The organism is Streptomyces sp. UH6, assembly GCF_013421635.1.
GTDB lineage: Bacteria > Actinomycetota > Actinomycetes > Streptomycetales > Streptomycetaceae > Streptomyces > Streptomyces abyssomicinicus.
In genome coordinates this window covers 1-22,919 of record NZ_JACADT010000003.1, presented here as the reverse complement: position 1 = coordinate 22,919, position 22,919 = coordinate 1, and the positions used below count along the sequence as shown (strand labels likewise).

Genomic DNA, 22,919 nt, shown 5'->3' with positions numbered 1-22,919 from the left:
AGCGCACGGTCGGCGGCTCCCCTGAATTTCGCCCGCCGAGGAAGCCGCAGAAGAGGCGTCCGGCCTGCGACAGCGCAGGTCGACGCTCCTTCTGCGGCACTCCCGGGCGCGCCCCTGGACACCGGAGCCGTGAGCCGCGCGGCGCTGGTGGCCCCGCGGCCTCCGTTACACCGTCTCGATGTCCGGGGTGCGCACCCGCAGACGGAACTCCAGAGCCGTCGCCGCCGCCTTCGCCGCGCGCACCGCCTCCTCCTCCGTCGGGGCCAGGGCGCGCGCGTACGCGAGCCGCGACTCCGAACTCTCCAGGCCGCCCACCTCCGTACCCGGGCGGACCATCGGCTCCACCTCCGTCACACCGGATAAGGCGCGGGCCTCCTCCAGGCCCACGATCTCCTCCAGCGTGCCGGAGGCGGCGACCGAGGCGAACCAGATGGCCGAGCAGCCCTGGCCGCTACCCTCAGCGAGCCGCGCCCGTATGCCGGGCAGCACCTTCTCGCCCAGTGCCTGCCGTGCCGTGCAGTCGTCGATGTCGACTCCGGTCGCCTCCAGCGCCAGCGTCGGGATCATGTCGCCGCCCATGCGGATGTGGGTCTCGATCACCCGGGGACCGGCCGGCGTGAGGACGACCTCCGTGTGCGAGGGGCCGAACTCGATGCCCACGGCCTCCAGGACGGTCGTCACGTACGCCTCGATCTCCGCCCTCGTGTCCGCCGGGACGTCGGCCGGTGAGACATGCCCCAGTTCCACGAACCCCGCCGGGTCGGAGTACTTGCGCGTCACCGCGATCACCAGGTGCTCGCCGCCCTCGGAGAAGGCCTCCACGCTGAACTGCGGGCCCGACAGGAACTCCTCCACCAGGACGCCGGCGCTGGTCAGGCCCAGGTAGCTGCCGGCGGCGAGCTCGAACGCGGTGGCCAGATCGCTCTCGCCGGACACCTTGGCGACGCCCGCGCTGCCGGAGCTGGACACCGGCTTCACCACACAGGGGCCGCCCACGGAGCGGACGAAGGCACGCAGTGCGGCAAGGTCACCGACGCGGGCGGAGGCCGTCGTGTCCACGCCGCGCTCGGCCAGACGGGCCCGCATGGCGGCCTTGTCGTGGACGAGGGTGACCGTCTCCGCGCTGTGGGCCGGCAGCCCGAGCGCTTCCGCGATGGCCGCGTACCGTCCCTGGTCGCGTTCCCCGAAGGTGCCGATCCGGGTGAACGGGTCGACGGCGTGTGCGGCTGCCGCGAGGGCGATCCACTCCTCGTCCGGGGCGTCGCCGCGGACGCCGACGACCCGGGCGTTCGCGCCCGGCTCCTGGACCTTGCCTATGTAGTCGAGGTGGCAGATCACCGTGGTGCGGGTGCCGGGCAGCGCGGCGCGCAGTCGTGCCGGGAAGTCACGACCCGTACCCACGACGAGGACGTGCTCGGGCGGCGACGCCGAAGACGTGGAAGCGTCCGGGGACGCGGAGGTCGGTGCGGACATGCCTGTGTTCCTCTCGGATGGTTCGGCGGGTTCGGTGGGCTTGGTGGGGGCGTCAGGTCCACGCCGTGTCGGCGGGCCGCCGGCCGATCGCCTCGGCCGGCCGCGCGTGGGCCTCGTCGGCGGACGCGCGGTGACGCAGATGCAGCCCGACGCGTCGCATACGTGCTCCCCCCTGGCGGCGCGCACCGGGCTCCAGGAGCGTATCCATCTCCGCCCCCGGTACGGGGCCGGATCGGACCGGAGGGACGAACTTGCCGTACCGCGGAAACCGGTGGCACGACCGGGTGCCGGGGTCGAAATTCACCGGATGCGTGAAGGCAGGCTCTCCGACGGGATCGTCACTCCGTCCCCCTTGCGCCTGGGCGACGTCGACGCGCAGCTGGCGGCGGAGGACGAGCTGCTCGTTCGCTGGCTCAACGGCGGTCCCGGCACGCGTGAGGGCTTCGAGACCTACATCCGGCACTGTCAGGACCAGTGGGACACCGCGGGGTCGCTCCGGACCTTCGGGATCCGGGTGGGCGGCGACGAGGTACTCGCCGGGACGGTCGACCTGCGGTTCGCGGGGGAGGGCGGCCTGGCGCCCGGCAAGGCCTGGGCCCCGACCGTCGGTGGAGAGGACGTCTGCCCTCCTTGCCTGCCCGTCGGCGGGCCGGGATACGAACTCACAACGGCTCGAGGCATGGAAGACAGCGTCTCGACCGGCCCCCGGCCCCGGCTTCACGAGCCCTTGACGGTCCTGGCCGAGGAACCGCGCTGCGAGAAGAGGGCCATGGCCAGGCGCCCCTTCTGCACGCGGCAGGGGCCGAGGCCCGTTTGTCGAGGGCGCGGACGAGGAAGGACCTGTCAGGGCATACCGGGCCGCGCTGTCGGTCAGTCGGGCGTGCGCCGTCGGAGTGCCTTTCCGGTTCGGTGTCGCCCGTTCCACCGTCCAGGGCCTGTACCACAAGGGTGAAACACATCACCGTCCGCTCTCGTTGGCCCGCACCTGTGCGGCCGGTAGGTTCCAGCGATCAAAGGGAGGTGCCGTACGCCCTCCCCGCACGCAGATCACCCTCATGCCCTCTTCCGACGAGAGATACAGGACATGTCTGCCCAAGAACCCACGCACCGTCATCCCCAGCGCATAGGCGTTGTGGTCGAGTCCGTCCACGGGGAGACACGGGTCGCGGCGACACCCACGACCGTGCGTTCGCTGCTGAAGCTCGGCTACGAGGTCGTCGTCGAACCCGGGGCCGGTGAGGCCTCCGGCTTCACCGATCAGGCGTACGCCGAGGCCGGTGCCGGAATCGGCGAGGCCTGGGACGCGGATGTCGTCCTGAAGGTGAACGCCCCCTCCGAGCCGGAGATCGCGCGGCTGCGGTCGGGCGCCACCGTCGTGGGTCTGCTGGCCCCGGCGCAGAAGCCCGAGCTGCTGGAGGTGCTGTCCGCCGCCGGCGTGACCGCCCTCGCCCTCGACGTGGTGCCGCGCATCTCCCGCGCGCAGTCGATGGACGTGCTGTCCTCGATGGCGAACATCGCCGGATACCGCGCGGTCATCGAGGCCGCCCACGTCTTCGGACGGTTCTTCACCGGCCAGGTCACCGCGGCGGGCAAGGTGCCGCCGGCGAAGGTTCTGGTGGCGGGCGCGGGTGTGGCCGGTCTCGCGGCGATCGGCGCCGCGTCCAGCCTCGGCGCGATCGTGCGCGCCACCGACCCCCGGCCGGAGGTCGCGGACCAGGTCAAGTCACTGGGCGGCGAGTACCTCGCGGTGGACGTGGACCAGGAGGCGAGCACCGACGGCTACGCCAAGGCGACCTCCGCCGACTACGACCGCGCCGCCGCCGAGCTCTACCACGAACAGGCCGGCGACGTGGACATCGTGATCACCACCGCGCTGATCCCGGGGCGGCCGGCGCCGCGCCTGCTGACGGCCGAGGACGTCGCCGTCATGAAGCCGGGCAGCGTCGTCGTCGACATGGCGGCGGCCCAGGGCGGCAACGTCGAGGGGACGGTGCCGGGGCGGGCGGTGGTGACCGACAACGGCGTCACCCTCCTCGGCTACACCGACCTGGCCTCCCGGCTGCCCGCCCAGGCCTCACAGCTGTTCGGTACCAACGTGCTGAACCTGGTCAAGCTGCTCACCCCCGGCAAGGACGGACAGCTGTCGATCGACTTCGACGACGTGGTGCAGCGGGCCGTGACCGTGGTCCGCGACGGCGACGTCACCTGGCCGCCCCCGCCCGTCGCGGTGTCGGCCGCCCCGGCCGCCCCCGCCGCGCAGACCGCGACCACCCCCACCGATGCGGGGAAGGAGCCGTCCCGCTCCACACGCGCGGGACGCTTCGGCCTGATCGGGCTCGGCATGCTGGCGATGTTCCTGCTGGTGGCCTTCGCCCCCGCCCAACTCGCCCAGAACTTCACGGTGTTCACCCTCGCCGTGGTGATCGGCTACTACGTCATCGGGAAGGTGCACCACGCGCTCCACACACCGCTCATGTCGGTGACCAACGCGATCTCCGGAATCATCGTGGTCGGTGCCCTGCTCCAGATCGGCCACGAGAGCACCGTCGTCACCGTCCTGTCCTTCACGGCGATCCTGCTGACGAGCGTCAACATCTTCGGCGGCTTCGCCGTCACCCGCCGCATGCTCTCCATGTTCTCGAAAGGCTGAGCCGAGATGACCTCCCTGACGGCCTCTCACGCGGCGGACCTGGTCGCCGCCCTGCTCTTCATCCTCAGCCTGGCCGGGCTGTCCCAGCACCGCACGTCGCGAGCCGGTGTCGTGTACGGCATCGCCGGCATGGCGCTCGCGCTGGTCGCCACCGCCGTGGTGGCGGCGCAGTCCGGCACCGCCCGCGCGCTCGCGCTGATCGTGCCCGCGATGCTGCTCGGCGCGGTGATCGGGCTGTGGCAGGCGCGCCGGGTCGAGATGACGCAGATGCCCGAACTGATCGCGGTGTTGCACAGCTTCGTCGGCCTGGCCGCGGTGTTCGTGGGCTGGAACAGCTACCTGGAGGCGGAGACCGACGACAGGGCGCGCCAGGCCCTCGCCGACGCCGGCCTGCTGGGCATCCACCACGCCGAGGTGTTCATCGGCATCTTCATCGGCGCGGTCACCTTCACCGGCTCGATCGTCGCGTACCTGAAACTGTCGGCGCGCATCAACTCCCGTCCGCTGGTGCTGCCGGGCAAGAACGCGCTCAACCTGGGCGCGCTCGGCGTCTTCGTGCTGCTCACCGTCTGGTTCGTGATCAGCCCGAGCCTGGCGTTGATGATCGCGGTGACGGTACTGGCGCTGGCGCTCGGCTGGCATCTCGTCGCCTCGATCGGCGGCGGCGACATGCCCGTCGTCGTCTCCATGCTGAACAGCTACTCGGGCTGGGCGGCGGCCGCGGCGGGATTCCTGCTCGACAACGACCTGCTCATCGTCACCGGCGCGCTGGTCGGCTCCTCCGGCGCCTACCTGTCCTACATCATGTGCAAGGCCATGAACCGTTCCTTCCTCTCCGTCATCGCGGGCGGGTTCGGCATCGAGGCACCGTCCGGCGGGGGCGAGGAGCAGGGCGAACACCGCGAGACGCGCGCCGAGGAGGTGGCCGAGGCGCTGGCGCAGGCCCGCTCGGTGATCATCACCCCTGGCTACGGCATGGCCGTCGCCCAGGCCCAGCACCCGGTCGCCGAACTGACGCGCCGACTGCGGGATCGGGGTGTCCAGGTGCGTTTCGGCGTGCACCCTGTCGCCGGTCGTCTGCCGGGACACATGAACGTGCTCCTGGCCGAGGCGAAGGTGCCGTACGACGTCGTCCTGGAGATGGACGAGATCAACGACGACTTCGCCGACACGTCCGTGGTACTGGTCATCGGCGCCAACGACACCGTCAACCCTGCGGCGTTGGACGATCCGGCCAGCCCGATCGCGGGCATGCCGGTCCTGCGGGTCTGGGACGCGGAGCAGGTCGTCGTCTTCAAGCGGTCCATGGCCTCCGGCTACGCGGGCGTGCAGAACCCGCTGTTCTTCCGCGAGAACAGCAGCATGCTCTTCGGCGACGCCAAGCAGAGCGTCGAGGACATCCTGCGCGCCCTCGGCGACGGCCCGCGCCGGGCGGACTCGAGCCGGACGGCGGGCGACGACGGCGGGCTGGCGACGGTCCGCCGGTGAACTGAGTCCGCGATCCACCGGCAGGGGCGGCGAGCCTGACGGGGGACGGAAGCGTCGATGTCCGCCGGCCCGGCATCGCGCTCAGGTCGAGGGAGTGGCCGACGGCGGGTGGGGCCCGACGACGATCGCGGCGCCGACGAGTTCGCGATGTCTCTGGCGGGATGGGTCATCGGTGTGGGCGCGCCGTCGGTCACCGTGCTTCTGGAGGCGGCCATGGACCGACAGCCCGTGGCGTGACGGAGCGGAAGGGGACGAGGAGCCTGCCCGCCCACGTGCCGCTCTGCCGGTCGGCGGTGCCGACCGGCAGGCGCTGCGGCGGGCGACGCCGGGGGTGGCCGCGGAGGCTCCCCACGCGTGGGTTCAGCGCCGTGCCCGGCGCTTCAACGTGCGCGCGTAGTCCTGGAAGCGCGCCTTGGCGATGACGGACCGGTCGGGGGTACGCAAGACGATGCCCTCCGGTGTGCCGCCGGCTTCGTCGTCGAGGGCGACCCGGGTGGCGGGCAGACGCTCGGCGAGGAAGGCGGCCATGCCGTCGACGCCTGCGGGGAGCTCGCCGCCGGGGACCGTCGTGAGGCGGGGGACGAGGGGGATGCCGTGGGTGCCGGCGATCTCCTGGAGGGCGGCCTCGTCGCCGAAGTCCTGACCGCCGGCGTCGCGCCAGGACGATATCTGTTCGAGACCCCGGTCGAGGACATCGGGCCGCAGGAGCGCGACGTCGAACAGACGGTGGCCGACCCCGTTCCCGCCGGTGTACTGCTTGGCCGCGCCGCCGATCTTGCGGCCGTACACCTCGAGGAAGAACACGGTGACGCGGCCGTGCGCGTCGCGGGGCTCGAGCCGGTCGGCGAGCGGCCTCAGCTCGTCGACGATGCCGAGGGCGGGGTTGTGGACGCGGTCGCCTCGCGCGTGCAGGAGTTCCTCGCGCGAGCCGATGAAGTAGTCGCCGTCGGGGAGCAGGACGATCCGCCCGTTGGTGCCGTCGACCTTCTCGGTGAGGAGGACATCACCCGTGAAAGGGGTCCGGTCCTCGAGGAGGTTGCCGTTCTTCGGGTCCAGGCGGTGGTAGGTGGGGATGCTCGGGTACTTCGTCGCGCTGTTGAGGGCGGCGAGGTCGGGTGCGGTCACGGCGGGTGGCTCCAGCTCGGGTTGCGGGACGGTCGTCCGTCGGTCGGCGCGGGCAGGGGCAGGTGAGCCTGCCCGGTGCGAGCACCGCGTTCGACGCCAGTGTCAGGCCGAAGACGACCTGGTGGGAACCGGTTTTCCGCGAGCCCGTGTCCTTCGGGTGCGTGTGGGGTGGGGTGGGACGGGATCCTCGGCGGGCCAGGTCCACCAGCGGGAACCTGGGGTCCACCGGCAGGAAGGCGCCGATGGCGATCATCGTGGCATCGCCGCCGCGGGTGACGTCCCGGGGGAGTCCGGGGACCGTCCGTCGACGACGGGTCCACCCGCGGCCCGAGGCCGGGCAGGGCGCGGCGCCGGCAGACCGTCAGTCCGTCACGCTGCGGCTTGTCGTCGGCCGGCGTACGGCGAGCAGGGTGGCGTCGTCGTCCAGGTGCCCCGAGGTGTGGGCGGTGAGCGCCTTCACCAGTCGGTTCAGCAGGACGTGCGGGGGCGGCGGAGTCCCGTCGGCCGAGGTGCGGGCCAGCTGGTCCGCCCACGCCGAGAGGGGGAAGAAGTCGCCCTGCTTGTTCCTGGCTTCGGTGACGCCGTCGGTCACCAGCAGCACGGTCTCTTCCCTCTCCAGCCGGACGCGGTCGATCCGTGTCCGGGTACCGGTCAGTTCGATCAGGCCCAGGGGAGGGTTGCGCTCCTGCGGAAGCTGACGCATTCCCTCGCGTCCGAACACGAGCGGGCCCTCGTGCCCGAAGTTGATCACGTCCGCGTGCGTCCCGTCCTCGAGGAAGGCGATGACCACGGCGGTGACGAACCGCGGCTCGTGGCCGCTGTCGTTCGCGGCCATGAGCGTGTTGTGGCGGCGCAGGCTGTCGTCCAACCGCGCGGCGAGCACCGCGAGGTCGGCCTCGTGGTACCCGGCCTCGCGGAAGGCGCCGACCACCGCTCCGGCTGTCGACAGCGCGGCCAGTCCCTTGCCCTGCACGTCGCCCAGTACCAGCCTGGTGCCATGAGGGGTGGTCAGGATGTCGTAGAAATCTCCGCTCATCCGGGACTCGGTGTCCGCGGGCAGGTAGGCGGTGGAGGACTCCACACCGCCCCAGCCGAGCGGGATGGGTCGTACGACGACCTGGCGGGCGGTGAGCAGCGCGTTCTGCAAGTGCGTCATGTACGCCCGGGTGCGGGAACGCAGCACCGCGACCAGCACCGCGAGGATGCCCACGCACAGATCGAGGAGGAGGCCGTTCAGGCGCGGGCTCGGAGTCGACAGGGCGACCGGGACCAGCCGGTTCACCAGCAGGACCGCGCAGCTGAACAGTGCCGTCACCCGCACCGAGCACAGGGCCGCCGCCAGGAGGGGAACCATCAGCAGCCAGTTGTCGGCATCGGGGGAGGGCCAGGCCCACACGCCCAGGACCACCACCCCGATCAGGAAGAGGCCAGGGACCAGCCACCCCCACCGTGCCAGGCGCAGCAGGAGAGGTCCGTGTGCGCCGTCGTTCGCACCGATCTTGGCAAGGGAGGAGCCAGCAGCTGACGATCGACTCATGGTCCGTAGTCTGGCGACCGCGCCGCTCCGAGCGCCGAAGCCGCGCGAGGGACGTCCGGACGGACCCTCCTTTGCGGGCCCGAGCCCGGGCTCCGCCCGGGGTGGCGGCCTTGGCGGCCTTCACCACGCGGTTGCCGGGTGGGCCGGCAACGGCGACCGGGGGAGCGATCAGGTGCCCGCGGCCTGCCGGTCGACGCCGAACTTCTCGGGTGGCGTGCGCGCGCCGTCCCGGAACGCCGCGAGACCGGCCTGGAAATCGACCGCGGAGCCCACGAAGAGGGCCGTCTCGTCGGGCGCGACGTAGATCTTGCCGCCGCCGCGGACGGTGTGCACGAGGCAGACGCCGAGGCCGTCGGGGAGGGCCACGACGCGCAACACCGGGTCGGCCGCGAGCCTGGCGAAGAGGGTGCGGCCGACCGTGGCCAGTCGGCCCTCGTCGGGGACGGGGGTGACCGGGTCGGAACTGGGGAACCTCGTCATGAGTGCCTTCCTCGGACCGGCGTGCGCCGCAGTGACACCGGGAACGACTGCCCGGGCGTGTCACCCGGAGCCGTCTGCCCCGGCCACCGGACACCCTTTCACCTCCCCCCGCGGGCGTCACCCTTCCCCGCGGGAGATACGCCGAGGCCGCGCGCGGGACATCTCGGGCAGCGCTCCCCCTCAGCCGGGGTTGAGGGGCGTCGGACACCGCCCGGCGGTGGGCGGACGCGGGCCGGGCGGCGACAGCGCGCGGGCTTCCTCACCCCCTGACCCGGGTTACGCCGTGCCACGCGACGAGCCGGCGGCGGTGAAAGAGGCTGATGTCCGCCTTGTCCGGAGCCTCCGGGCGCGCGATTTTGGTGCTCAGCGGAACAAAGTGCCGACGATCGGAGGAACATGAGAAGCAGACTCGGAATTCTCCTGGCCGCGGGCCTCGCCGCGACGGCAGGGTCCGTCGTACCGGCCGCGGCGGCGGACCAGGCTTCCACGCCTTCCGCGGCTTCGTCCGCCTCCTTCTCCCTGACGAACCTGACCATCACCAAGACCACCTTGTCCGACGGCTCGAGCAGGCAGGTCACCCTCCGGTGCGAATCCACCGGCGGGACCCATCCGACGGCCGAGGACGCGTGCACCAAACTCATCGCCGTCGACGGACGGTTCGACAAGCTCCCCTACGTTCCGAACACCGGCTGTCCTCCGGTCTGGAGGCCCGTCACCGTCACCGTCACCGGCACCTGGCGCCTGCAGCCGGTGTCCTTCACCAAGACGTACGGCGGCGACTGCGACGCCTCGATCCTCAGCAACTACGTGTTCCGGTTCTGATCCGGCCACCCCGCCCGCAGCCGTTCCGAAGAGGTCCGGGGCGGCCAGCGGGCCGCTGGGTTCGACCTGCCGGCGGCGCTCTCGTGGGGCTGTGGCTGCTGCTGCCCGAGGCGGGGTCGCCCGTCGGAACACCAGCAGGTCGCCTCAGCCCGTCGGCGGCGGGTGGGCGTTGCGCACCAATTGCCGAACGCGGCAGGGAACCAACCGCCGTACGGCGGTGCGTCACGCATCGCACCGGTCGACGCGGCTGCCGTCCACGTAGGCGTCCACACTCGTCGTCGGGCCCGGGCCCGACGGCCGGGCCGGACCGCCCCAGCCGTTGCGGGAGGTGCCGATCAGAGCCCCGATCCCGACGGGGAATCCGCCGTCGACCAGACCGGCGCGGAGGTCGTGCACGAACGGCAACTCGACGACGTAGGAGTTCCGGTCCACCCACCTCGACCGGTGGACCGGAGCGCCGTTCACGACGTCGCCGGCCGAGAAGTACGGCTCGTGCAGCGCGAAGTACTCGGCGGTGTCGGCGATGACGCCGTGGACGTTGCCGGGGGTGCTGCCGGAGGCCGGAGCGGCCTGCCGCAGGAGTTCCACGTAGGGCCCGGCGGTGCAGGGATACCCGAGGGCGGCGTGGTGCCCGGCGTCGAGGTGGTTGTAGGTGTGCGCGACGGCCCCCAGCCTGGCCAGGGCGTACCCGATGCCGTGACGTAGTCGCCGTTGCCCAGGATCGTCCGGCACAAGGGCGAACGGCTCGGCGAGTCGACGGCGTTCATGGCCAGGTCCAGCACCGAACCGGGCTCGACGACGGTCACGATCCGCAGCGCGGCGTACTTCGGGTGGCCGAGGATCGCGGCGATCGGGTCGACGTACCGCGCCTTGTACGCCTCGAGTTCGCCGGGCCCGGGTTCGCCCTGCCGGGCGGCGTGGACGCACGCGCGGCCGGGGAGGTTGTGGAGGACCACCTGGAAGACGAAGCCGCTGCGCCCGGACGCCTGACGGAGCGCCCGGTCCAGATGGCCGCGCAGGCCCGGCCGAGCACATCGGTCCTCTGCTCCGGCGAGTCGAGCCCCTGCGTCGCCCACGCCACGTCGTCGGGGGAGGGCTGCTCGTGACCAAGCTCGGGGAGCCCGCCTGACGCGTCAAGGTGCCGGGAGGGAGCGTCCACGTACCGCTCCACCGCCGCAGAGGCACGCCCTCGCGGCACGCCTCTCCACGGCACGCCTCTCCACCGCTCCTACGAGGCCACCCCCTCCAGCACGGTGACGTCGGCGACCGGCGGCCGGCCATGGAGGGCGAGGATCTCGTTCGCGAGGTCGATGGTCCGCAGCGGATTGTCCCGCTGCCGGTGGGCCTCGATGCCGGCGGCGAGAAGCCCCGGGGGCACAGCCCCCGCGTCGAGGAGGGCGCGCCATTCCGCGGGCGGGAGTTCCAGGTACTCGAGATGGGTGAGCCGCGCGATCTCACGGGGATCGGCGAGAGTACCGGGACGGGCCGAGAGGGTCCGAAGGCGCGGCAGGCCGAAGACGGGGGAGAGGCTGAGAGGTTCCTTCTTCCAGACCCCGAGACTGAGGACCTCCAGGCCAGGGTGGGCCGCGGCCTCGATGCTGGGGACGGAGCGGTGGTTGACGTGGGCGACGAGTGGCGGCCGTTCGACCGTCCTGACCGGTCGGCCGTCGAAGTGACGGTGCACGACCATGTCGGTGAGGGAGTCGGCGACCAGGCCCGCTCCGATGTTCCCCTCGTGACCGATGATGATCACCTGCCCGACGTGCCCGTCGGGACCCGGTGTGAGGTCGACGGCGATCCGGTCCCCGCCGCCGTTGTCACCGAAGACTATCCAGCCCGGCGAACCGACGAGCCCCTGCACGGCGTCCTCCGGCCCCGTCACGACCGCCTCCATGGCGCCGAACTTCCACAGCACATGCCGGGAGGCCGCGTCGGCGACGTACACCTCGTCGAGCGGGAGGAGCTCGCAGCCGACGGTGTCGTACGGCTCCCGGAGGTCGTCCCAGTCCTCGTACCGGCCCCGGACGACCTGGTACAGGGACCTCAACTCGGCGGGCAGCGGCACGCCCAGACGCGCCTCGGCCGCCGCGATCTCCTCGGCGGAGGCTCCCACCGCTCCCGGGAGCCGTTCGCGCAGTGTGCGCCGGAGCAGCTCCCCGTCCGCGGACGGTGCCGGCCCCGCTCCCGGCACCGGCTCGGGCAGGCGGCGTACCGGCTCGGGCAGCGCTCCGTCGGCAAGGAGGAGCGTGCCCGGGTGCGCGGTCGCGACCCCCGGTTCGGCGGAGGAGCCCAGGCTGATCAGGTGCAGCCGGACGCCGCCGGGAAGAGGAGAGGCCTCCACCACGAAGGAGACATCGGCGTCCCCGTTCTCCTTGAGCGCGTCGACGAGCCGGCCCACGGCGTCGAACTGCTCCTGGTTGTCGGAGACCTGCGAGGCGCGCCCCGGCCGCGGCGCCCGGAAGGGCAGCGGAACACTCCACCCTCCGGGACCGATCTGCCCCGCCACATGCCCGCCGGGCGCCGTGAGCGCTTCCGCGTGGGCGGCGTACAACAGGCGCAGCAGGGGCTGCCAGGTGGTGAAGTCATGCAGTGCGGGCACGAGCCGGCCTCCAGAACGTGTGCTCGATGATCCCGCATTATGGCGGGGGGCACCGACATCACGAGGTGCTCGTACACACCGCTCAGCTGTCCTCCTGTGCCCGGCGCGGTGCCACCGCGGGTGGCTGGAGGTGGTGTCCCGGCGGAACGGAACGACCGTCCCGCAGGTGCGTCAACCCGCTGTGAGCGTGTCGACGAGCTGCCCGAGCGTGAGCGACAGCCCCAGGGCGAGGAGGCCCGCCAGCATGGGCGTGACGACGACCCCGACGACGACGTACAGGAGCGCGGGCTGAGGGGCGTAGAGCTTGTCGGGGTGGCGTGGGTCGTAGCGCACCTCGATCCTGCGCGGGTCGCGGCTGAAGATCTTCCCGCTGCCCACGGAGGTGCGTTCCCGTCGGCCTGCGGCGAGCAGCAGCGGCGCCCCGAAGACGGGCAGGAGCCACTGCCCGGGCTCTCCGGTCACCGCGACATGCCGCACGAGGACGACCCGGAGGACCACCATGCACCCGGCCGCGGTGACCGCCACGGAGTGCCGTGTCAGGAACAGACGCCATGCCGGGGCCTCGGGCGTCACCTCGGTCACCAGCTCCATGCCGTCGAGAGCAGCTCGTCCCTCGGGCAGCACCGAGGTCACCGCCGAGACGAAGGCTGTCACGGCGGCAGGCCGTTCTGCTCCAGCAGGAGCGACCGGCCTTCGAGGTGTGCCGTGCTGCCACGGCCACGCAGGATCAGGGGAGGGGCACACCGGTAGGACTACGCCCGGCGCCACATGGTTGCCTCTTCCTGGGGTCAGCCCGCCGGTCCGGACGAAACGGATCAGGGCCGCTCCCGCACGGGTTCCAGCCGCAGCCGTCGGGACGGCCACGGCGCCGGCTCGGCCGGGCCGAACCATACCCGGACGTCCTCACCGGTCCGCACGGGCAGGCGGGGGAAGTCGTTCTCGGCGTGCTCGGTGCGGTGCAGCGCGTGGCCCGGGCCCAGGTGCCGGGCCGCGTACGCGTCGAAGCCGGCCGTGTCGGTGGGGTGGCAGACGGTCGCCGGCACCCGGGTCGTCCCCGGCTCCGGCAGGAAGCCCGGCCCCCGCAGCAGGAGGACGTCGTCACTGTCGAGCATGGTGGCGTTGGCCGCGTCGCGGTGCTCCTGCCAGACCGGACCGGTGTAGAACGCCTCCAGCATGCGCCGGCGGTGTGCCATGTCCGGGAAGGCGCGCAGCCAGACGAAGCGGTCCGGGTCGTCCAGGTCACGGAACCGGCCGCCGACGGTGATGCCGACCGCCTGCTGACCGGTCACGAACTCGCGCTCGAACAGCTCGATCAGGGTCTCCCGGGCGCCGGGACGCAGGGTGTACTGCCGGAGTTCGACGATGCTCATGCGGTGGCCTTCCCGGTGTGCGTGCGGTCCGAGGACCAGGTGTCGTCCATGCGCCGCAGGTTAGGGCCGGTCCGCTGACATCTCCTGTCAGTGGACCGGATACTGACCGGCATGCGTGCGAGTCGTCTGGTCACCCTGCTCCTGCTGCTCCAGCACCGGGGCCGGATGACGGCCCGGCAGCTGGCCGGGGAACTGGAGGTCTCCGTCCGGACCGTCTACCGGGACGTCGAGGCGCTCGGCGCCGCCGGTATCCCCTTGTACGGTGAAGCCGGACACGCGGGTGGCTACCGGCTGGTCGAAGGCTACCGGACCCGGCTCACCGGACTGACGGCGGACGAGGCGCAGGCGGCGTTCCTCGCCGCACTCCCCGGCACCGCCGCCGAGCTGGGCCTCGGCGAGGCCCTCGCCACCGCCCAGCTCAAGCTGCGGGCAGCCCTCCCGGCGCAGCTGCGCGAACACGCCGCGCGGATCCAGGAACGCTTCCTGCTCGACGCCCCCGGCTGGTACGGCGACACCGACCCGGTGCCTCACCTGGCCGCCGTCGCCACCGCGGTGTGGACGCACCGGGCTGTGGTCCTGCGGTACCGGCGCTGGCGGGCGCCGGAGGAGATCGAGCGACGGGTGGAGCCGTACGGGCTCGTCCTCAAGGCCGGCCGCTGGTACACGGTCGCCGGCGGGCCTTCCGGGGTCCGCACCTATCGAGTGGACCAGATCCTCGAACTCCGGCCCCTGGATGAGGAGTTCGCCGCTCCGGACGGGTTCCGCCTGGCCGCGTACTGGGATGCCCACCTGGCCGGTTTCCGAGCGCGACTGCACACCTCGCAGGCGCTGGTACGGCTCACCCCGGAGGGTGCCCGCCGCCTCGGCGTCACACCCGCGGCCGACGGCGGATGGACGGAGGCCCGCGTGCCCATCGAGTCGGTCGATCACGCCCACCGGGAGTTCCTGGGACTGGGCACCGATGTCGAGGTCGTGGCACCGGCCGAACTGCGCGATCGCATCGCGGAGACGGCACGAGCCCTCGCCGACCGCTACGACGGACGCCGCGAGGCGCAAGGCCGGGGAAGCGGCCCGGCAGTCCCCGGAGCGCGCGGCGTGGCGCATCCCCCGTGAGAGCTACAGGAGCTGTCCACACGCGGGTGATTCGCGGGCGCCGCGGGATTTCTAGCGTGGTCGTGAGGTCGCCGCAGGGGCGGCCACCCCTGGGAGGGCACCATGGACACGACGTCCGCCGCACAGCAGGAAGGCTCCGGCCGGGACGAGGACCGTGACGAAGACGGCGGCCGTCTCCGCCGGATCGCGCGCTCGCCGCTCGGCTGGATGCTGACGGGGATGGTCGGCGTCGGCCTGGTCGCGGGCCTGACCGCGACCGGACGCGGCCCGGTACCGGTGCTGGGCGCCGCGGCAGCGTGGGCCGTGTACTGGCTGGTCATGCGCCGTGTGGCGCGGCGCTCCACGCCGGAGACGGCCTGGCACGGCGCAGGCCGGGAGGCGCTGCTCGGCGGCGGGATCGGGCTGGGCTTCATCCTCGTCTCCGCCCTCCTGATCACGGCGTTCGGAGGCTACTCGTTCTCCTGGGCGGGCAACGGCGTCATGTCGGTCGGCTGGGCCGCGGTCACGGTGCAGATCGGCGCCGCGGTCACCGAGGAGTTGATGTTCCGCGGTCTTGCCCTGCAGGCCCTGGAGCAGATGTGGGGCAGCCGGGCCGCCCTCGTGATCACCTCGCTGTTCTTCGGCGTCGCCCACGTGGGCGCCCCGGGGGCGAGCGCCTGGAGCGGCCTGGCGATCGCACTGGAGGCGGGACTCCTGCTCGGCGCCGCGTTCCTGTGGCGGCGTAGTATCTGGTTCGTCGTGGGCCTGCACTTCGCCTGGAACACCACGGAACAGCTGCTCGGCATCCCGGTCTCCGGACACACCCCCGAAGGCCTGTTCACCGTCGACGTCCACGGCTCCGACCTCCTGACCGGAGGCGGCTTCGGCATGGAGACGTCGACCGTGGCCGCCCTCATCGGTGTGGCCCTCGCCGTCACGATGCTCGTCCTCGCCCGTCGGAACGGTGGCGTCAAGAACCGCCGACGGGCGGGCCACTGAGACCGGCCGGTCGGAGGAAGGGGAAGTGATGTCCCAGCAGGCACCCGGGAGCCTCTCGCCGCTCCACGTGCCGGTCGAGTGGTGGCAGGAGCGGAGCGTCTTCCTCAAGGACGGCGTCCTCGCCCTGACGCTCACCCTGCTGACGGCCGTTCCGACGCTGTCCCACCTCGGCGCGCAGATCGGCGATCTGCCCGAGCGGCCGGCGAGCCCGCTGGGCGTCGGGCTGGTCCTGGCGCAGACCCTGCCGCTGGCGGTCCGCCGCAGATGGCCCGCCGCCTGTCTGGCCGTCGTCGCGGGCGCGTTCGCCGTGCACCAGGCGTTGGGCTTCACGACCACGTTCGCGAGCATGGGGCTGTACCTGGCCCTGTACTCCGCCGGGGCCCACCAGGTCCGCTTCCGCCGTGATGCGGCCGTGGTGGCGAGTTCGGGCTACGTCGTGCTGGCCGTCGTCCTCGACCGCTTCGGCTCACCGCAGTCGGTACCGGACTACCTCGCGTTCTACGTGGCCCCGGCCGCGGTATGGCTGGTGGGGAGCACGGTGCGCGGGCGGCGCGCGGAAGAGGCGAACCGGCGGCGGACGGCTGCCGAGGCGGCCACGGCCGCGGAGCGGGCGCGGATCGCCCGCGAGCTGCACGACGTGGTCACCCACCACGTGACGGCCATGGTGGTCCAGGCCGACGCGGCGCAGTTCCTGCTCACGTCCGCCCCGGACCGTGCCGGCCAGGGGCTGACGGCCGTCAGCGACACCGGTCGTCGTGCGCTGACGGAACTGCGGTACCTGCTCGGCGTCCTGGAGGCGACCGGCGAGTCGGCGTCCGAGGACCTGGCGCGTGCGGAGTCCGCGCGTGCGGAGCCGGCGCGCCGGGAACCGGAGCGTGAAGGCCTGTTCCGTGAGGGCCCGCAGCGTGGAGACCGGGCGCCGGCCCTGGGGCGCGTGGCGGACCTGGTCGAGCAGGGCCGCCGGTCGGGACAGCCGGTCGAGTTCAGCGAGCGCGGCGAACGGCGGCCGCGGAGCGTGGACGTGGAACTCGCCTCGTACCGGGTGGTGCAGGAGGCGCTCACCAACGCCATGAAGCACGCGGCCGGACAGCCGACACGGGTGCTGCTCCGGCACGGCGAGGAGCACGTCGAGCTCCAGGTGACCACCGACGGGCCGCTCGCCGCACCCGTCACGTGGACACCGGGCCCCGCGGGCGGGCGAGGGCTGGCCGGGCTGCGTGCGCGGGTGCGGATGCTCGGTGGTGAACTGGAGGCCGGTCCCCGGCCCGAGGGCGGGTTCGAGGTCCGCGCCACGATTCCGTCGAAGCCCCTTCAGGAGTGACCCGGTGTTCAGGTCTCCGTGTGCAGGAGTGACCCCGTGAGCGATGCGAGTGACCCCGTGAGCGACGTGACGCCGCCGATCCGTGTGCTCGTCTGCGACGACCAGGCGCTGGTGCGGACCGGCTACGCCACCATCTTCTCCGCGCAGCCCGACATGGAGGTCGTCGGAGAGGCCGAGAACGGCCACGAGGCGGTGGATGCGGCGCGCAGGCTGCGCCCCGAGGTGGTCGTGATGGACATCCGGATGCCCCTGCTCGACGGCATCGAGGCGACGCGGCAACTGGCCGGTCCCGACGTCGAAGGCGCGCCGAAGATCCTCGTCGTCACCACCTTCAACGTCGACGCCTACGTCTACGACGCGCTGCGCGCCGGAGCGAGCGGCTTCCTCCTCAAGGACGCGCCTCCGGCGGAACTGGTCAACGGCATCCGCACCGTCGCCCGGGGCGAGGCCCTGCTGGCACCCGCCGTCACCCGCCACCTCATCGGCCACTACGCCCGGCACCTGCGGCCGGCCGACCCCTCCCGGCCGGCCCGACAGGAGGTCGTGCGCGCGCTGACGCCCCGCGAGCTGGAAGTGCTCCAGCTGATCGCCGAGGGGCTGTCGAACGCGGAGATCGCCGCGGCGATGTTCATCACGCCCGAGACCGTCAAGACCTACGTGTCGCGCATCCTGGCGAAACTCAACCTGCGCGACCGCGTCCAGGCCGTCGTCCTCGCCCACCGCGTAGGACTGGTGTCCGGCACGCGGTGAACGGGCGGGCGTCCGGGTCTACTTCAGCAGGGTGGCGTCGCCGGCCGGCTTCGCGTCAACGGCTGCCGGGGAAACAAGAGTTGGCGGCGTTCATGACGGCGCCGTCGCATCGAGGTCGACGAACGCCCGGGCACGGGGCCGGACGAGGCGGGACAGGAACAGGCCGACGCCGGCCGAGCCGGTCGCGTAGTCGTGGGAGACGCGGGTGAGTGATCTGCCGGGGAACGCCGTGCCGTCCTCGCTCTCGACGGCGAACCACAGAAGGGTCTCGGCGATGTCGAGGGCACGACGGCGGTAGCGCTCCTCACCGGTGAAGCAGTGCATGTCGAGCATGAACTCGCCGATGCCGGAGAGGCCCTCGAACAGCCCCGGTGTGTAGGTGTACTTGACGTAGGTGTCGTCCGCGACGCGCCGGGCGAGGTCTCCGTAGCGCTCCCCGCCGAGCACATGGTGGAAGCGCACCAGCGTGCTGCCGACGCCTGCGCTGCCGTGGATCCAGTACGGGTAGACGACCGTCCCGCCCCGGATCCGCGGCCACTGCATGCCCAGCTCGCCGACGGTGGCGTGCGCCAGGTCGAACTCCAGGGCGCGGACGGCGCAGGACCGGTAGCGGTCGTCGCCGGTCGCGTGATGCAGGTGGAGCAGGAACAGCGCGATCCCGCTCGCGCCGTAGCCGTGGCCGTGGTGCACCGAGTCGTCCAGGCCGCACCGCCAGTAGGAGGTCGCGCCGTCGTGCTGTGCGGTGGTGAGGAGGTGTTCGCCCGCCCGCACGGCGTGGTCGAGGTGGACCTGTGCCCCGGTCGCGGCGTGCAGGCGCAGGGCGGCCGTGCCCCATCCGGCGGCCCCCAGGAACACACCGGGTTCCTCGTACAGCAGCGGGGACGCGTACAGCGCCGCCATCAACTCCTCGGCCCTGTCCGTCAGGCCGAGGTCGTGAAAGGTCCAGGCGATGCCGGCGAGACCGAGGTAGAGACCGGGCGGGCAGGTGTCCGTGCCGACGGGGCGTCGCAGCATCCAGGAGGTGATCTCCTCGGGCAGCGGCTCCCGGGTCACCGCGTCCAGAAGGAGCGCCGGGCCGCAGGCGCCGTGGGCGACACCGAGCGGGTGGGTCGCGAAGACCATGGGGTCGGAGGGCCACAGACGGTCGGAGCGCCGGTCGTCCGCCGTCCGCAGCAGGCCGTCCACCAGGCCGTCCAGGGTCCGGTGCACCTCCGGGACGAGACCGTCCGGGGCCCGCTCCGGCGGGGCCCCGCCGGCCGTCGGCCGCAGCCCCGCCCCGAACGCGCCCCCGGTGTCGGTCCCGTCCTCGTCCCAGGTGGCGAGTACGGCCTTCGCCGCGTCGACGGAGCCGGCCGTCAGATGTGTGACCAGGGCCTTCACCCGGGCCGGCACCCCCAGTGCGACGAACTCGTCCAGGAAGCGTTCCTCCGCCGCCGGGTTGAGGCCGAACAACGCCGTCACCGGAAGCACGCAGCCGTAGAGGATCATGCCGACGGCGTACCAGTCGTCGTGCGGCAGCAGCCTGTCGCGGGAGGGGCGCTCCGGGTGGACGAATCCGGGGGTGCCCAGCCGCCCCCCGTACTCCAGCATCGCCGCCTCGTCGTCCTCGCGGACGGCGCACTCGAAGTCGATGAACCGCATGCGCAGGGTCACGGGGTCGATCAGGATGTTGTTCGGGGAGAGGTCGCCGAGCAGCACACCGCGCGCGTGTACCTCCTCCACCATCGTGATCAGGCGTTCGGCCACTTCCCGGAAGCGGGGGACGAACCGGTCCAGCCGCCCCTGTCGGCGGATGTAGGGGGCGAGGATGGTGTCGTCCCGTGCCCAGAAGTCGTGGAGGGCGATGCCCTCGACGCGCTCCTCGACCAGGAAGGTGTGCTCCCACTCGCGGAAGAGGTCGACCGGCCGGGGGACGAAGTCCAGCCCTCGCAGGTGGCACACCATGTCGTACTCGTGGCACAGCACGTCGACCGCGTCCCAGGTACGGTCCTCGCTCGTCCAGGAGTTGGTGAGCCGGCGGGCTTCCTTGACGACGACCGGGGCGGAGGTGAGGGTGTCCGTGCCGTGGTACACGCCGCCCGCGTTGGAGAAGGCGAGCGCGCCCTCGACGCGGTAGCGGCCGTGCAGCACGGTGCCGGCACCCTCCGTGCCGTCAGCTTCGGGGCCATCACCCTCCTGGCCGTTCGTGTCCGGGCCGTCCGCGGGGGCGTCCCCGGGGGCGGTCCCGGAAGGGGAGGCGAAGGGATCGCGGACCCAGTGGGGGAGCTGGAAGTACGGCAGGCGCTCGTCGGCCACGTGCGTGCCGGTGGGCGACGTGAGAGGAAAGCTCTGGGTGCCGTCGACGTTGAGCCGCCGGGGCGGGCGGAAACCGCCGTAGCGGTAGAAGAGCACCCTGCTGTCCCGGTAGCGACGGTCCGACAGGATGTACGGGCCTTCGACCGCCTCGTCGACCGTGCGCCGGTACAGCGCCTCGATCAGCTCGGTGAAGACCTGTTCGTCAGGAGGGTAGACGGTCATGAACTTGCCCGACCGGCCGCGCTCCTGGAGTTTGGAGTTGAGTACGCCGAGCAGCACCGGGTCGGCGGCGGTCTTGAACGCCACGCCGTGGTCCACGCAGACGGGCACCACGAGATCGAGGAGCCGCAGCGCGTGCGCGGGGGAGGAGGACACGTGGATCTTGAAGCCCTGGGCGGGCGTCTCCGCCTCCCGGCGGGCCGTGTCCGGCGGGCGCAGTGCGTGCAACCAGATGTCGCCGTGCCGCAGGGCCCAGTCCTCCGGCAGCAGCCGGTGGAGGGCGTCGCGGTACTCGGGGGTGATCGGTCGCCGCGAGAGGGGCTCGTAGTACCGGGAGTCGACGAGACCGTAGTGATGGGTGGCCGTCCCCGCCAGGCGGTCCACGGCGCCTCAACCGCCGCTGCCGCTGCCGAGGCCGGGGCAGGTGCCGGGGCCTCGGCGGGGTGGTTGTCGCATCGGACCTCCTCACTGCTCCATGGTCCGGGTGCCGCCGCATCCCAGGCTGTACGCGCTGCAGCCGATCGAATAGGTGCTGGCTCCGCCCACGTGGGCCTGGGGCGAATCCGCCCCCTCGGCACGCAGTCCCTGCAGGCCGAGGACACGGTTGACGTCGGAGAACGCCTGCTCGAGGCTCTCCCTGACCGTGTCGAGCGGGGTGTTCCCGCCGGCTTCGTTGGCCATCGGACTGCCCTCCTTGCGGTTCGTCGTGTCGTGTCGTGTCGTGGTGTCTTGTGTTCCGTCGTACGGATGCGGGCCGGGGGCAGCCGGCGCGGTGCGACGCGCCGGTGCCGCTGGGCCGCACCCGTGTATCCAGCCAAACGCCCCACCGGACGCCACGCCACCGTTGGCGGGCCGCTGCCGGCGAAAGACGCGGGACCGTCCGCCCTGCCTGCGCGAACGGCGAGACCCGGAAGCCGGGCATTAGCCCGAACGGGTGACGGTCGGGGTTCAGACGCCCAGTGCGTCGAACAGCGCGTGGACCACACGGTCGACGCCGCCCGGTCCGGTGAGGAGGGCCTTGTCGTGCTGATTGGTGAGGAACCCGCACTCGGCGATGAACGCGCGCCGATTTCCTGCCTCGTCGGCCTTCCGGGTGCCGTAGTACTTCTTCAGGTTCTCGGTGTAGTTGTCGTCGCGGAAGCCACCGGACCAGCCGCGCTGCTCGTAGGCGTGCTTCCACGCCTGCGCGAGGGACTGTCCGGCGGCGTCGCGGTAGCCGACGCTCGCGCCCCGTGCGCTCTGATGGAGTGATCCGTCGCAGTGGAAGGCGACGAACGCGTCACCGGCGTACTGCTCCACGGGCTCGTCGGCCTTGATGACCCGCAGGTGCCAGAGTTCCCGGCCCGGCGGGCCCGGCTTCGCCAGCTCTGCGGCACACGCGTCGGCCACCGCCTTCGCGAACACCTGCTCACCGGGCGTGCCGGTGGCGCCCGAGGTGCGGAAGCAATGGCCCATCTGCACCACGAGGACCTTCGCGGCCGGCCCTTCCTCGTCGTCCCGCGGCAGGGGCGGGGCGTCGGACTCCCCTGCCGTGGCGTGAACGGGGGCGGCGCCGGCGTCGGGGAGATACCGGTCGTTCTCCGGGCCGCCTTCCGCCTCGGAGCCGGGTTCGTGTTCGTGCGTCATGAGGGTCCCTGCGTTCCTGCTCAGGAAGGGGTCCCGCGACGGCGGGCGCGAGGGCCGACGGCGGCCGCGGGGTTCTTGTCCGGGGCGGGAGGCGTACGACGCCGGGCGGTCGGTGGCCCGGACTCCGTGGTCCTGGCCATGCTCCGGGCGTGGACGGACGCACCGCACCTCTCACGAGACTAGGCCGCTCTCCCACCCGGCGCGATTCGGTGCGGGCGGCGGACCCCGGGCGACCGGGGCCGTTGATCGGCGCGAACCTATAGTGAGCCGCATGAGCCGCATGAGCCGTTGGAACGACTTGACCGGGGGAACGTCCGGGGAGGACTACGCCGCACGGTTCGCCGCACTGGCCCGCAGCGGCAAGGACGTGCACGGGGAGGCGCGGTTCTGCGCCGCGCTCGTGCCGCCCGGGGCACGGGTGCTGGACGCGGGGTGCGGCACCGGCCGGGTCATGATCCGGCTGGCGGAGCTCGGGTACGACTGCGTCGGCGTGGACCTGGACGCGTCGATGCTGGCGGTGGCCCGGCGTGAGGCGCCGGAGCTGCCCTGGTACCAGGCCGACCTGGCCGACCTCGACCCGCGGGCCCTCGGCGTCGCCGCGGACTTCGACCTGGTCGTCGTCGCGGGGAACGTCTTCCAGCTGGTCGCCGAGGGAACCGTCGCCGCGGCGCTCGAGCGCCTGACCGCGGCGCTGCGTCCGGGCGGCCTGCTGGTGTCCGGCTTCGGCCTGGACGCGGATCACCTGCCGGTGCCGCCCAGCCTCACCCTGCGCCAGTACGACGACCACTGCGGTGCGGCGGGCCTCACCCTCGTCGACCGCTTCGCGACGTGGGACGCGGACCCCTACGACGGCGGCGGATACGCGGTCAGCGTCCACCACCGCTGAAGGAGACGGCATGCGCCCCCGGGCTCCGGTCCGGGCGCTTCCGGATCCGGGCGTCGGGCCCGCGGACCCGCCCCGTGGCCGCGCGCCACGGCGGCAGGTCCCGGCACGGGAAGCTACCCCTCGCGGTCGGGGCGGACCTGGATCTCCCGCCCCTGCCAGCGCCTGCGCAGCCAGCGGTCGTGGCTGG

The 22,919-nt window shown here is 72.4% G+C and carries 20 protein-coding genes and 1 pseudogene; 9 read left to right on the top strand and 12 right to left on the bottom strand.

Features of this window, described 5'->3' with window-relative positions:
- Positions 1 to 165: 165 nt before the first annotated feature.
- On the bottom strand, positions 166 to 1,473 hold the full coding sequence (locus HW445_RS00675; RefSeq protein ID WP_180219050.1) for an ATP-grasp domain-containing protein: 1,308 nt from the start codon (positions 1,471 to 1,473) through the stop codon (positions 166 to 168).
- 1,084 nt (positions 1,474 to 2,557) lie between these two features.
- On the opposite strand from HW445_RS00675, the gene HW445_RS00670 reads away from it, so the two are divergent.
- The 3 genes from HW445_RS00670 (at position 2,558) to HW445_RS33040 (ending at position 5,848) form a co-directional block, all read left to right on the top strand.
- The gene (locus HW445_RS00670) at positions 2,558 to 4,123 is read left to right on the top strand and encodes a Re/Si-specific NAD(P)(+) transhydrogenase subunit alpha (RefSeq protein WP_180219049.1); all 1,566 of its coding nucleotides are present in this window, start codon (positions 2,558 to 2,560) and stop codon (positions 4,121 to 4,123) included.
- Between the two features lie 6 nt (positions 4,124 to 4,129).
- Positions 4,130 to 5,611: a Re/Si-specific NAD(P)(+) transhydrogenase subunit beta gene (pntB, locus tag HW445_RS00665; RefSeq protein WP_180219048.1), complete on the top strand. Its 1,482-nt coding sequence runs from the start codon at positions 4,130 to 4,132 to the stop codon at positions 5,609 to 5,611.
- A gap of 108 nt (positions 5,612 to 5,719) precedes the next feature.
- Positions 5,720 to 5,848, top strand: coding sequence for a hypothetical protein (locus tag HW445_RS33040; protein ID WP_257230733.1), 129 nt, complete (start codon positions 5,720 to 5,722; stop codon positions 5,846 to 5,848).
- Between the two features lie 123 nt (positions 5,849 to 5,971).
- Here the strand turns inward: HW445_RS33040 and HW445_RS00660 are convergent, their stop codons facing one another.
- The 3 genes from HW445_RS00660 to HW445_RS00650 form a co-directional block, all read right to left on the bottom strand.
- Positions 5,972 to 6,736: an RNA ligase family protein gene (locus HW445_RS00660; protein ID WP_308798012.1), complete on the bottom strand. Its 765-nt coding sequence runs from the start codon at positions 6,734 to 6,736 to the stop codon at positions 5,972 to 5,974.
- Between the two features lie 361 nt (positions 6,737 to 7,097).
- The gene (locus HW445_RS00655; RefSeq protein ID WP_180219047.1) at positions 7,098 to 8,273 is read right to left on the bottom strand and encodes a PP2C family protein-serine/threonine phosphatase; all 1,176 of its coding nucleotides are present in this window, start codon (positions 8,271 to 8,273) and stop codon (positions 7,098 to 7,100) included.
- A 168-nt stretch (positions 8,274 to 8,441) separates the two neighbouring features.
- Positions 8,442 to 8,753 carry a hypothetical protein gene (locus tag HW445_RS00650; protein WP_180219046.1) on the bottom strand — a complete coding sequence of 104 codons (312 nt, stop codon included), beginning with the start codon at positions 8,751 to 8,753 and terminating at the stop codon, positions 8,442 to 8,444.
- 396 nt (positions 8,754 to 9,149) lie between these two features.
- Here HW445_RS00650 and HW445_RS00645 point away from each other — a divergent pair, with 396 nt between their 5' ends.
- Entirely contained in the window at positions 9,150 to 9,575 is a 426-nt protein-coding gene (locus tag HW445_RS00645; protein ID WP_180219045.1) for an SSI family serine proteinase inhibitor, read from the top strand.
- Positions 9,576 to 9,797: 222 nt separating this feature from the next.
- On the opposite strand, the gene HW445_RS00640 is transcribed toward HW445_RS00645, so the two are convergent.
- The 5 genes and pseudogenes from HW445_RS00640 to HW445_RS00620 all read right to left on the bottom strand — a co-directional run bounded on the left by HW445_RS00640 (position 9,798) and on the right by HW445_RS00620 (position 13,544).
- Complete coding sequence (locus tag HW445_RS00640) at positions 9,798 to 10,307, bottom strand: glycoside hydrolase family 6 protein (RefSeq protein WP_180219044.1); 510 nt, start codon at positions 10,305 to 10,307, stop codon at positions 9,798 to 9,800.
- Between the two features lie 86 nt (positions 10,308 to 10,393).
- Positions 10,394 to 10,651: pseudogene (locus HW445_RS34340) on the bottom strand (glycoside hydrolase family 6 protein); the annotation flags it as partial.
- A gap of 152 nt (positions 10,652 to 10,803) precedes the next feature.
- Positions 10,804 to 12,174, bottom strand: a complete 1,371-nt coding sequence (locus HW445_RS00630; RefSeq protein WP_180219043.1) for an SMI1/KNR4 family protein — start codon at positions 12,172 to 12,174, stop codon at positions 10,804 to 10,806.
- 171 nt (positions 12,175 to 12,345) lie between these two features.
- On the bottom strand, positions 12,346 to 12,828 hold the full coding sequence (locus HW445_RS00625; protein ID WP_180219042.1) for a hypothetical protein: 483 nt from the start codon (positions 12,826 to 12,828) through the stop codon (positions 12,346 to 12,348).
- Positions 12,829 to 12,989: 161 nt separating this feature from the next.
- Positions 12,990 to 13,544, bottom strand: a complete 555-nt coding sequence (locus HW445_RS00620; protein ID WP_180219041.1) for an NIPSNAP family protein — start codon at positions 13,542 to 13,544, stop codon at positions 12,990 to 12,992.
- A 111-nt stretch (positions 13,545 to 13,655) separates the two neighbouring features.
- Here HW445_RS00620 and HW445_RS00615 point away from each other — a divergent pair, with 111 nt between their 5' ends.
- The 4 genes from HW445_RS00615 (at position 13,656) to HW445_RS00600 (ending at position 17,706) form a co-directional block, all read left to right on the top strand.
- Positions 13,656 to 14,657 (top strand): YafY family protein, encoded by a 1,002-nt coding sequence (locus HW445_RS00615; RefSeq protein WP_180219040.1) that lies wholly within the window; start codon positions 13,656 to 13,658, stop codon positions 14,655 to 14,657.
- Positions 14,658 to 14,759: 102 nt separating this feature from the next.
- Positions 14,760 to 15,635, top strand: a complete 876-nt coding sequence (locus tag HW445_RS00610) for a CPBP family intramembrane glutamic endopeptidase (protein WP_180219039.1) — start codon at positions 14,760 to 14,762, stop codon at positions 15,633 to 15,635.
- Between the two features lie 25 nt (positions 15,636 to 15,660).
- Positions 15,661 to 16,956, top strand: coding sequence for a sensor histidine kinase (locus HW445_RS00605; protein WP_374939597.1), 1,296 nt, complete (start codon positions 15,661 to 15,663; stop codon positions 16,954 to 16,956).
- A 57-nt stretch (positions 16,957 to 17,013) separates the two neighbouring features.
- Positions 17,014 to 17,706: a response regulator transcription factor gene (locus HW445_RS00600; protein WP_180219067.1), complete on the top strand. Its 693-nt coding sequence runs from the start codon at positions 17,014 to 17,016 to the stop codon at positions 17,704 to 17,706.
- A 90-nt stretch (positions 17,707 to 17,796) separates the two neighbouring features.
- Here HW445_RS00600 and HW445_RS00595 read toward each other — a convergent pair whose 3' ends face one another.
- The 3 genes from HW445_RS00595 to HW445_RS00585 all read right to left on the bottom strand — a co-directional run bounded on the left by HW445_RS00595 (position 17,797) and on the right by HW445_RS00585 (position 21,846).
- Positions 17,797 to 20,604 carry a lanthionine synthetase LanC family protein gene (locus HW445_RS00595; protein WP_180219037.1) on the bottom strand — a complete coding sequence of 936 codons (2,808 nt, stop codon included), beginning with the start codon at positions 20,602 to 20,604 and terminating at the stop codon, positions 17,797 to 17,799.
- Between the two features lie 81 nt (positions 20,605 to 20,685).
- Positions 20,686 to 20,901, bottom strand: a complete 216-nt coding sequence (locus tag HW445_RS00590) for a hypothetical protein (RefSeq protein ID WP_180219036.1) — start codon at positions 20,899 to 20,901, stop codon at positions 20,686 to 20,688.
- A 267-nt stretch (positions 20,902 to 21,168) separates the two neighbouring features.
- Positions 21,169 to 21,846 (bottom strand): N-acetylmuramoyl-L-alanine amidase, encoded by a 678-nt coding sequence (locus HW445_RS00585; protein WP_180219035.1) that lies wholly within the window; start codon positions 21,844 to 21,846, stop codon positions 21,169 to 21,171.
- Between the two features lie 280 nt (positions 21,847 to 22,126).
- Here HW445_RS00585 and HW445_RS00580 point away from each other — a divergent pair, with 280 nt between their 5' ends.
- Positions 22,127 to 22,732 (top strand): bifunctional 2-polyprenyl-6-hydroxyphenol methylase/3-demethylubiquinol 3-O-methyltransferase UbiG, encoded by a 606-nt coding sequence (locus HW445_RS00580; RefSeq protein WP_180219066.1) that lies wholly within the window; start codon positions 22,127 to 22,129, stop codon positions 22,730 to 22,732.
- The last annotated feature ends 187 nt before the right edge of the window (positions 22,733 to 22,919 follow it).

Excerpts from the sequence above, each read along its gene's own strand:
- HW445_RS00645 (WP_180219045.1), top strand. The coding sequence starts at position 9,150 with ATGAGAAGCAGACTCGGAATTCTCCTGGCCGCGGGCCTCGCCGCGACG.
- HW445_RS00585 (WP_180219035.1), bottom strand. The coding sequence starts at position 21,846 with ATGACGCACGAACACGAACCCGGCTCCGAGGCGGAAGGCGGCCCGGAG.
- pntB (WP_180219048.1), top strand. The coding sequence starts at position 4,130 with ATGACCTCCCTGACGGCCTCTCACGCGGCGGACCTGGTCGCCGCCCTG.
- HW445_RS00615 (WP_180219040.1), top strand. The coding sequence starts at position 13,656 with ATGCGTGCGAGTCGTCTGGTCACCCTGCTCCTGCTGCTCCAGCACCGG.
- HW445_RS00670 (WP_180219049.1), top strand. The coding sequence starts at position 2,558 with ATGTCTGCCCAAGAACCCACGCACCGTCATCCCCAGCGCATAGGCGTT.
- HW445_RS00655 (WP_180219047.1), bottom strand. The coding sequence starts at position 8,273 with ATGAGTCGATCGTCAGCTGCTGGCTCCTCCCTTGCCAAGATCGGTGCG.
- HW445_RS00590 (WP_180219036.1), bottom strand. The coding sequence starts at position 20,901 with ATGGCCAACGAAGCCGGCGGGAACACCCCGCTCGACACGGTCAGGGAG.
- HW445_RS00650 (WP_180219046.1), bottom strand. The coding sequence starts at position 8,753 with ATGACGAGGTTCCCCAGTTCCGACCCGGTCACCCCCGTCCCCGACGAG.
- HW445_RS00610 (WP_180219039.1), top strand. The coding sequence starts at position 14,760 with ATGGACACGACGTCCGCCGCACAGCAGGAAGGCTCCGGCCGGGACGAG.
- HW445_RS00675 (WP_180219050.1), bottom strand. The coding sequence starts at position 1,473 with ATGTCCGCACCGACCTCCGCGTCCCCGGACGCTTCCACGTCTTCGGCG.
- HW445_RS00580 (WP_180219066.1), top strand. The coding sequence starts at position 22,127 with ATGAGCCGTTGGAACGACTTGACCGGGGGAACGTCCGGGGAGGACTAC.
- HW445_RS00620 (WP_180219041.1), bottom strand. The coding sequence starts at position 13,544 with ATGAGCATCGTCGAACTCCGGCAGTACACCCTGCGTCCCGGCGCCCGG.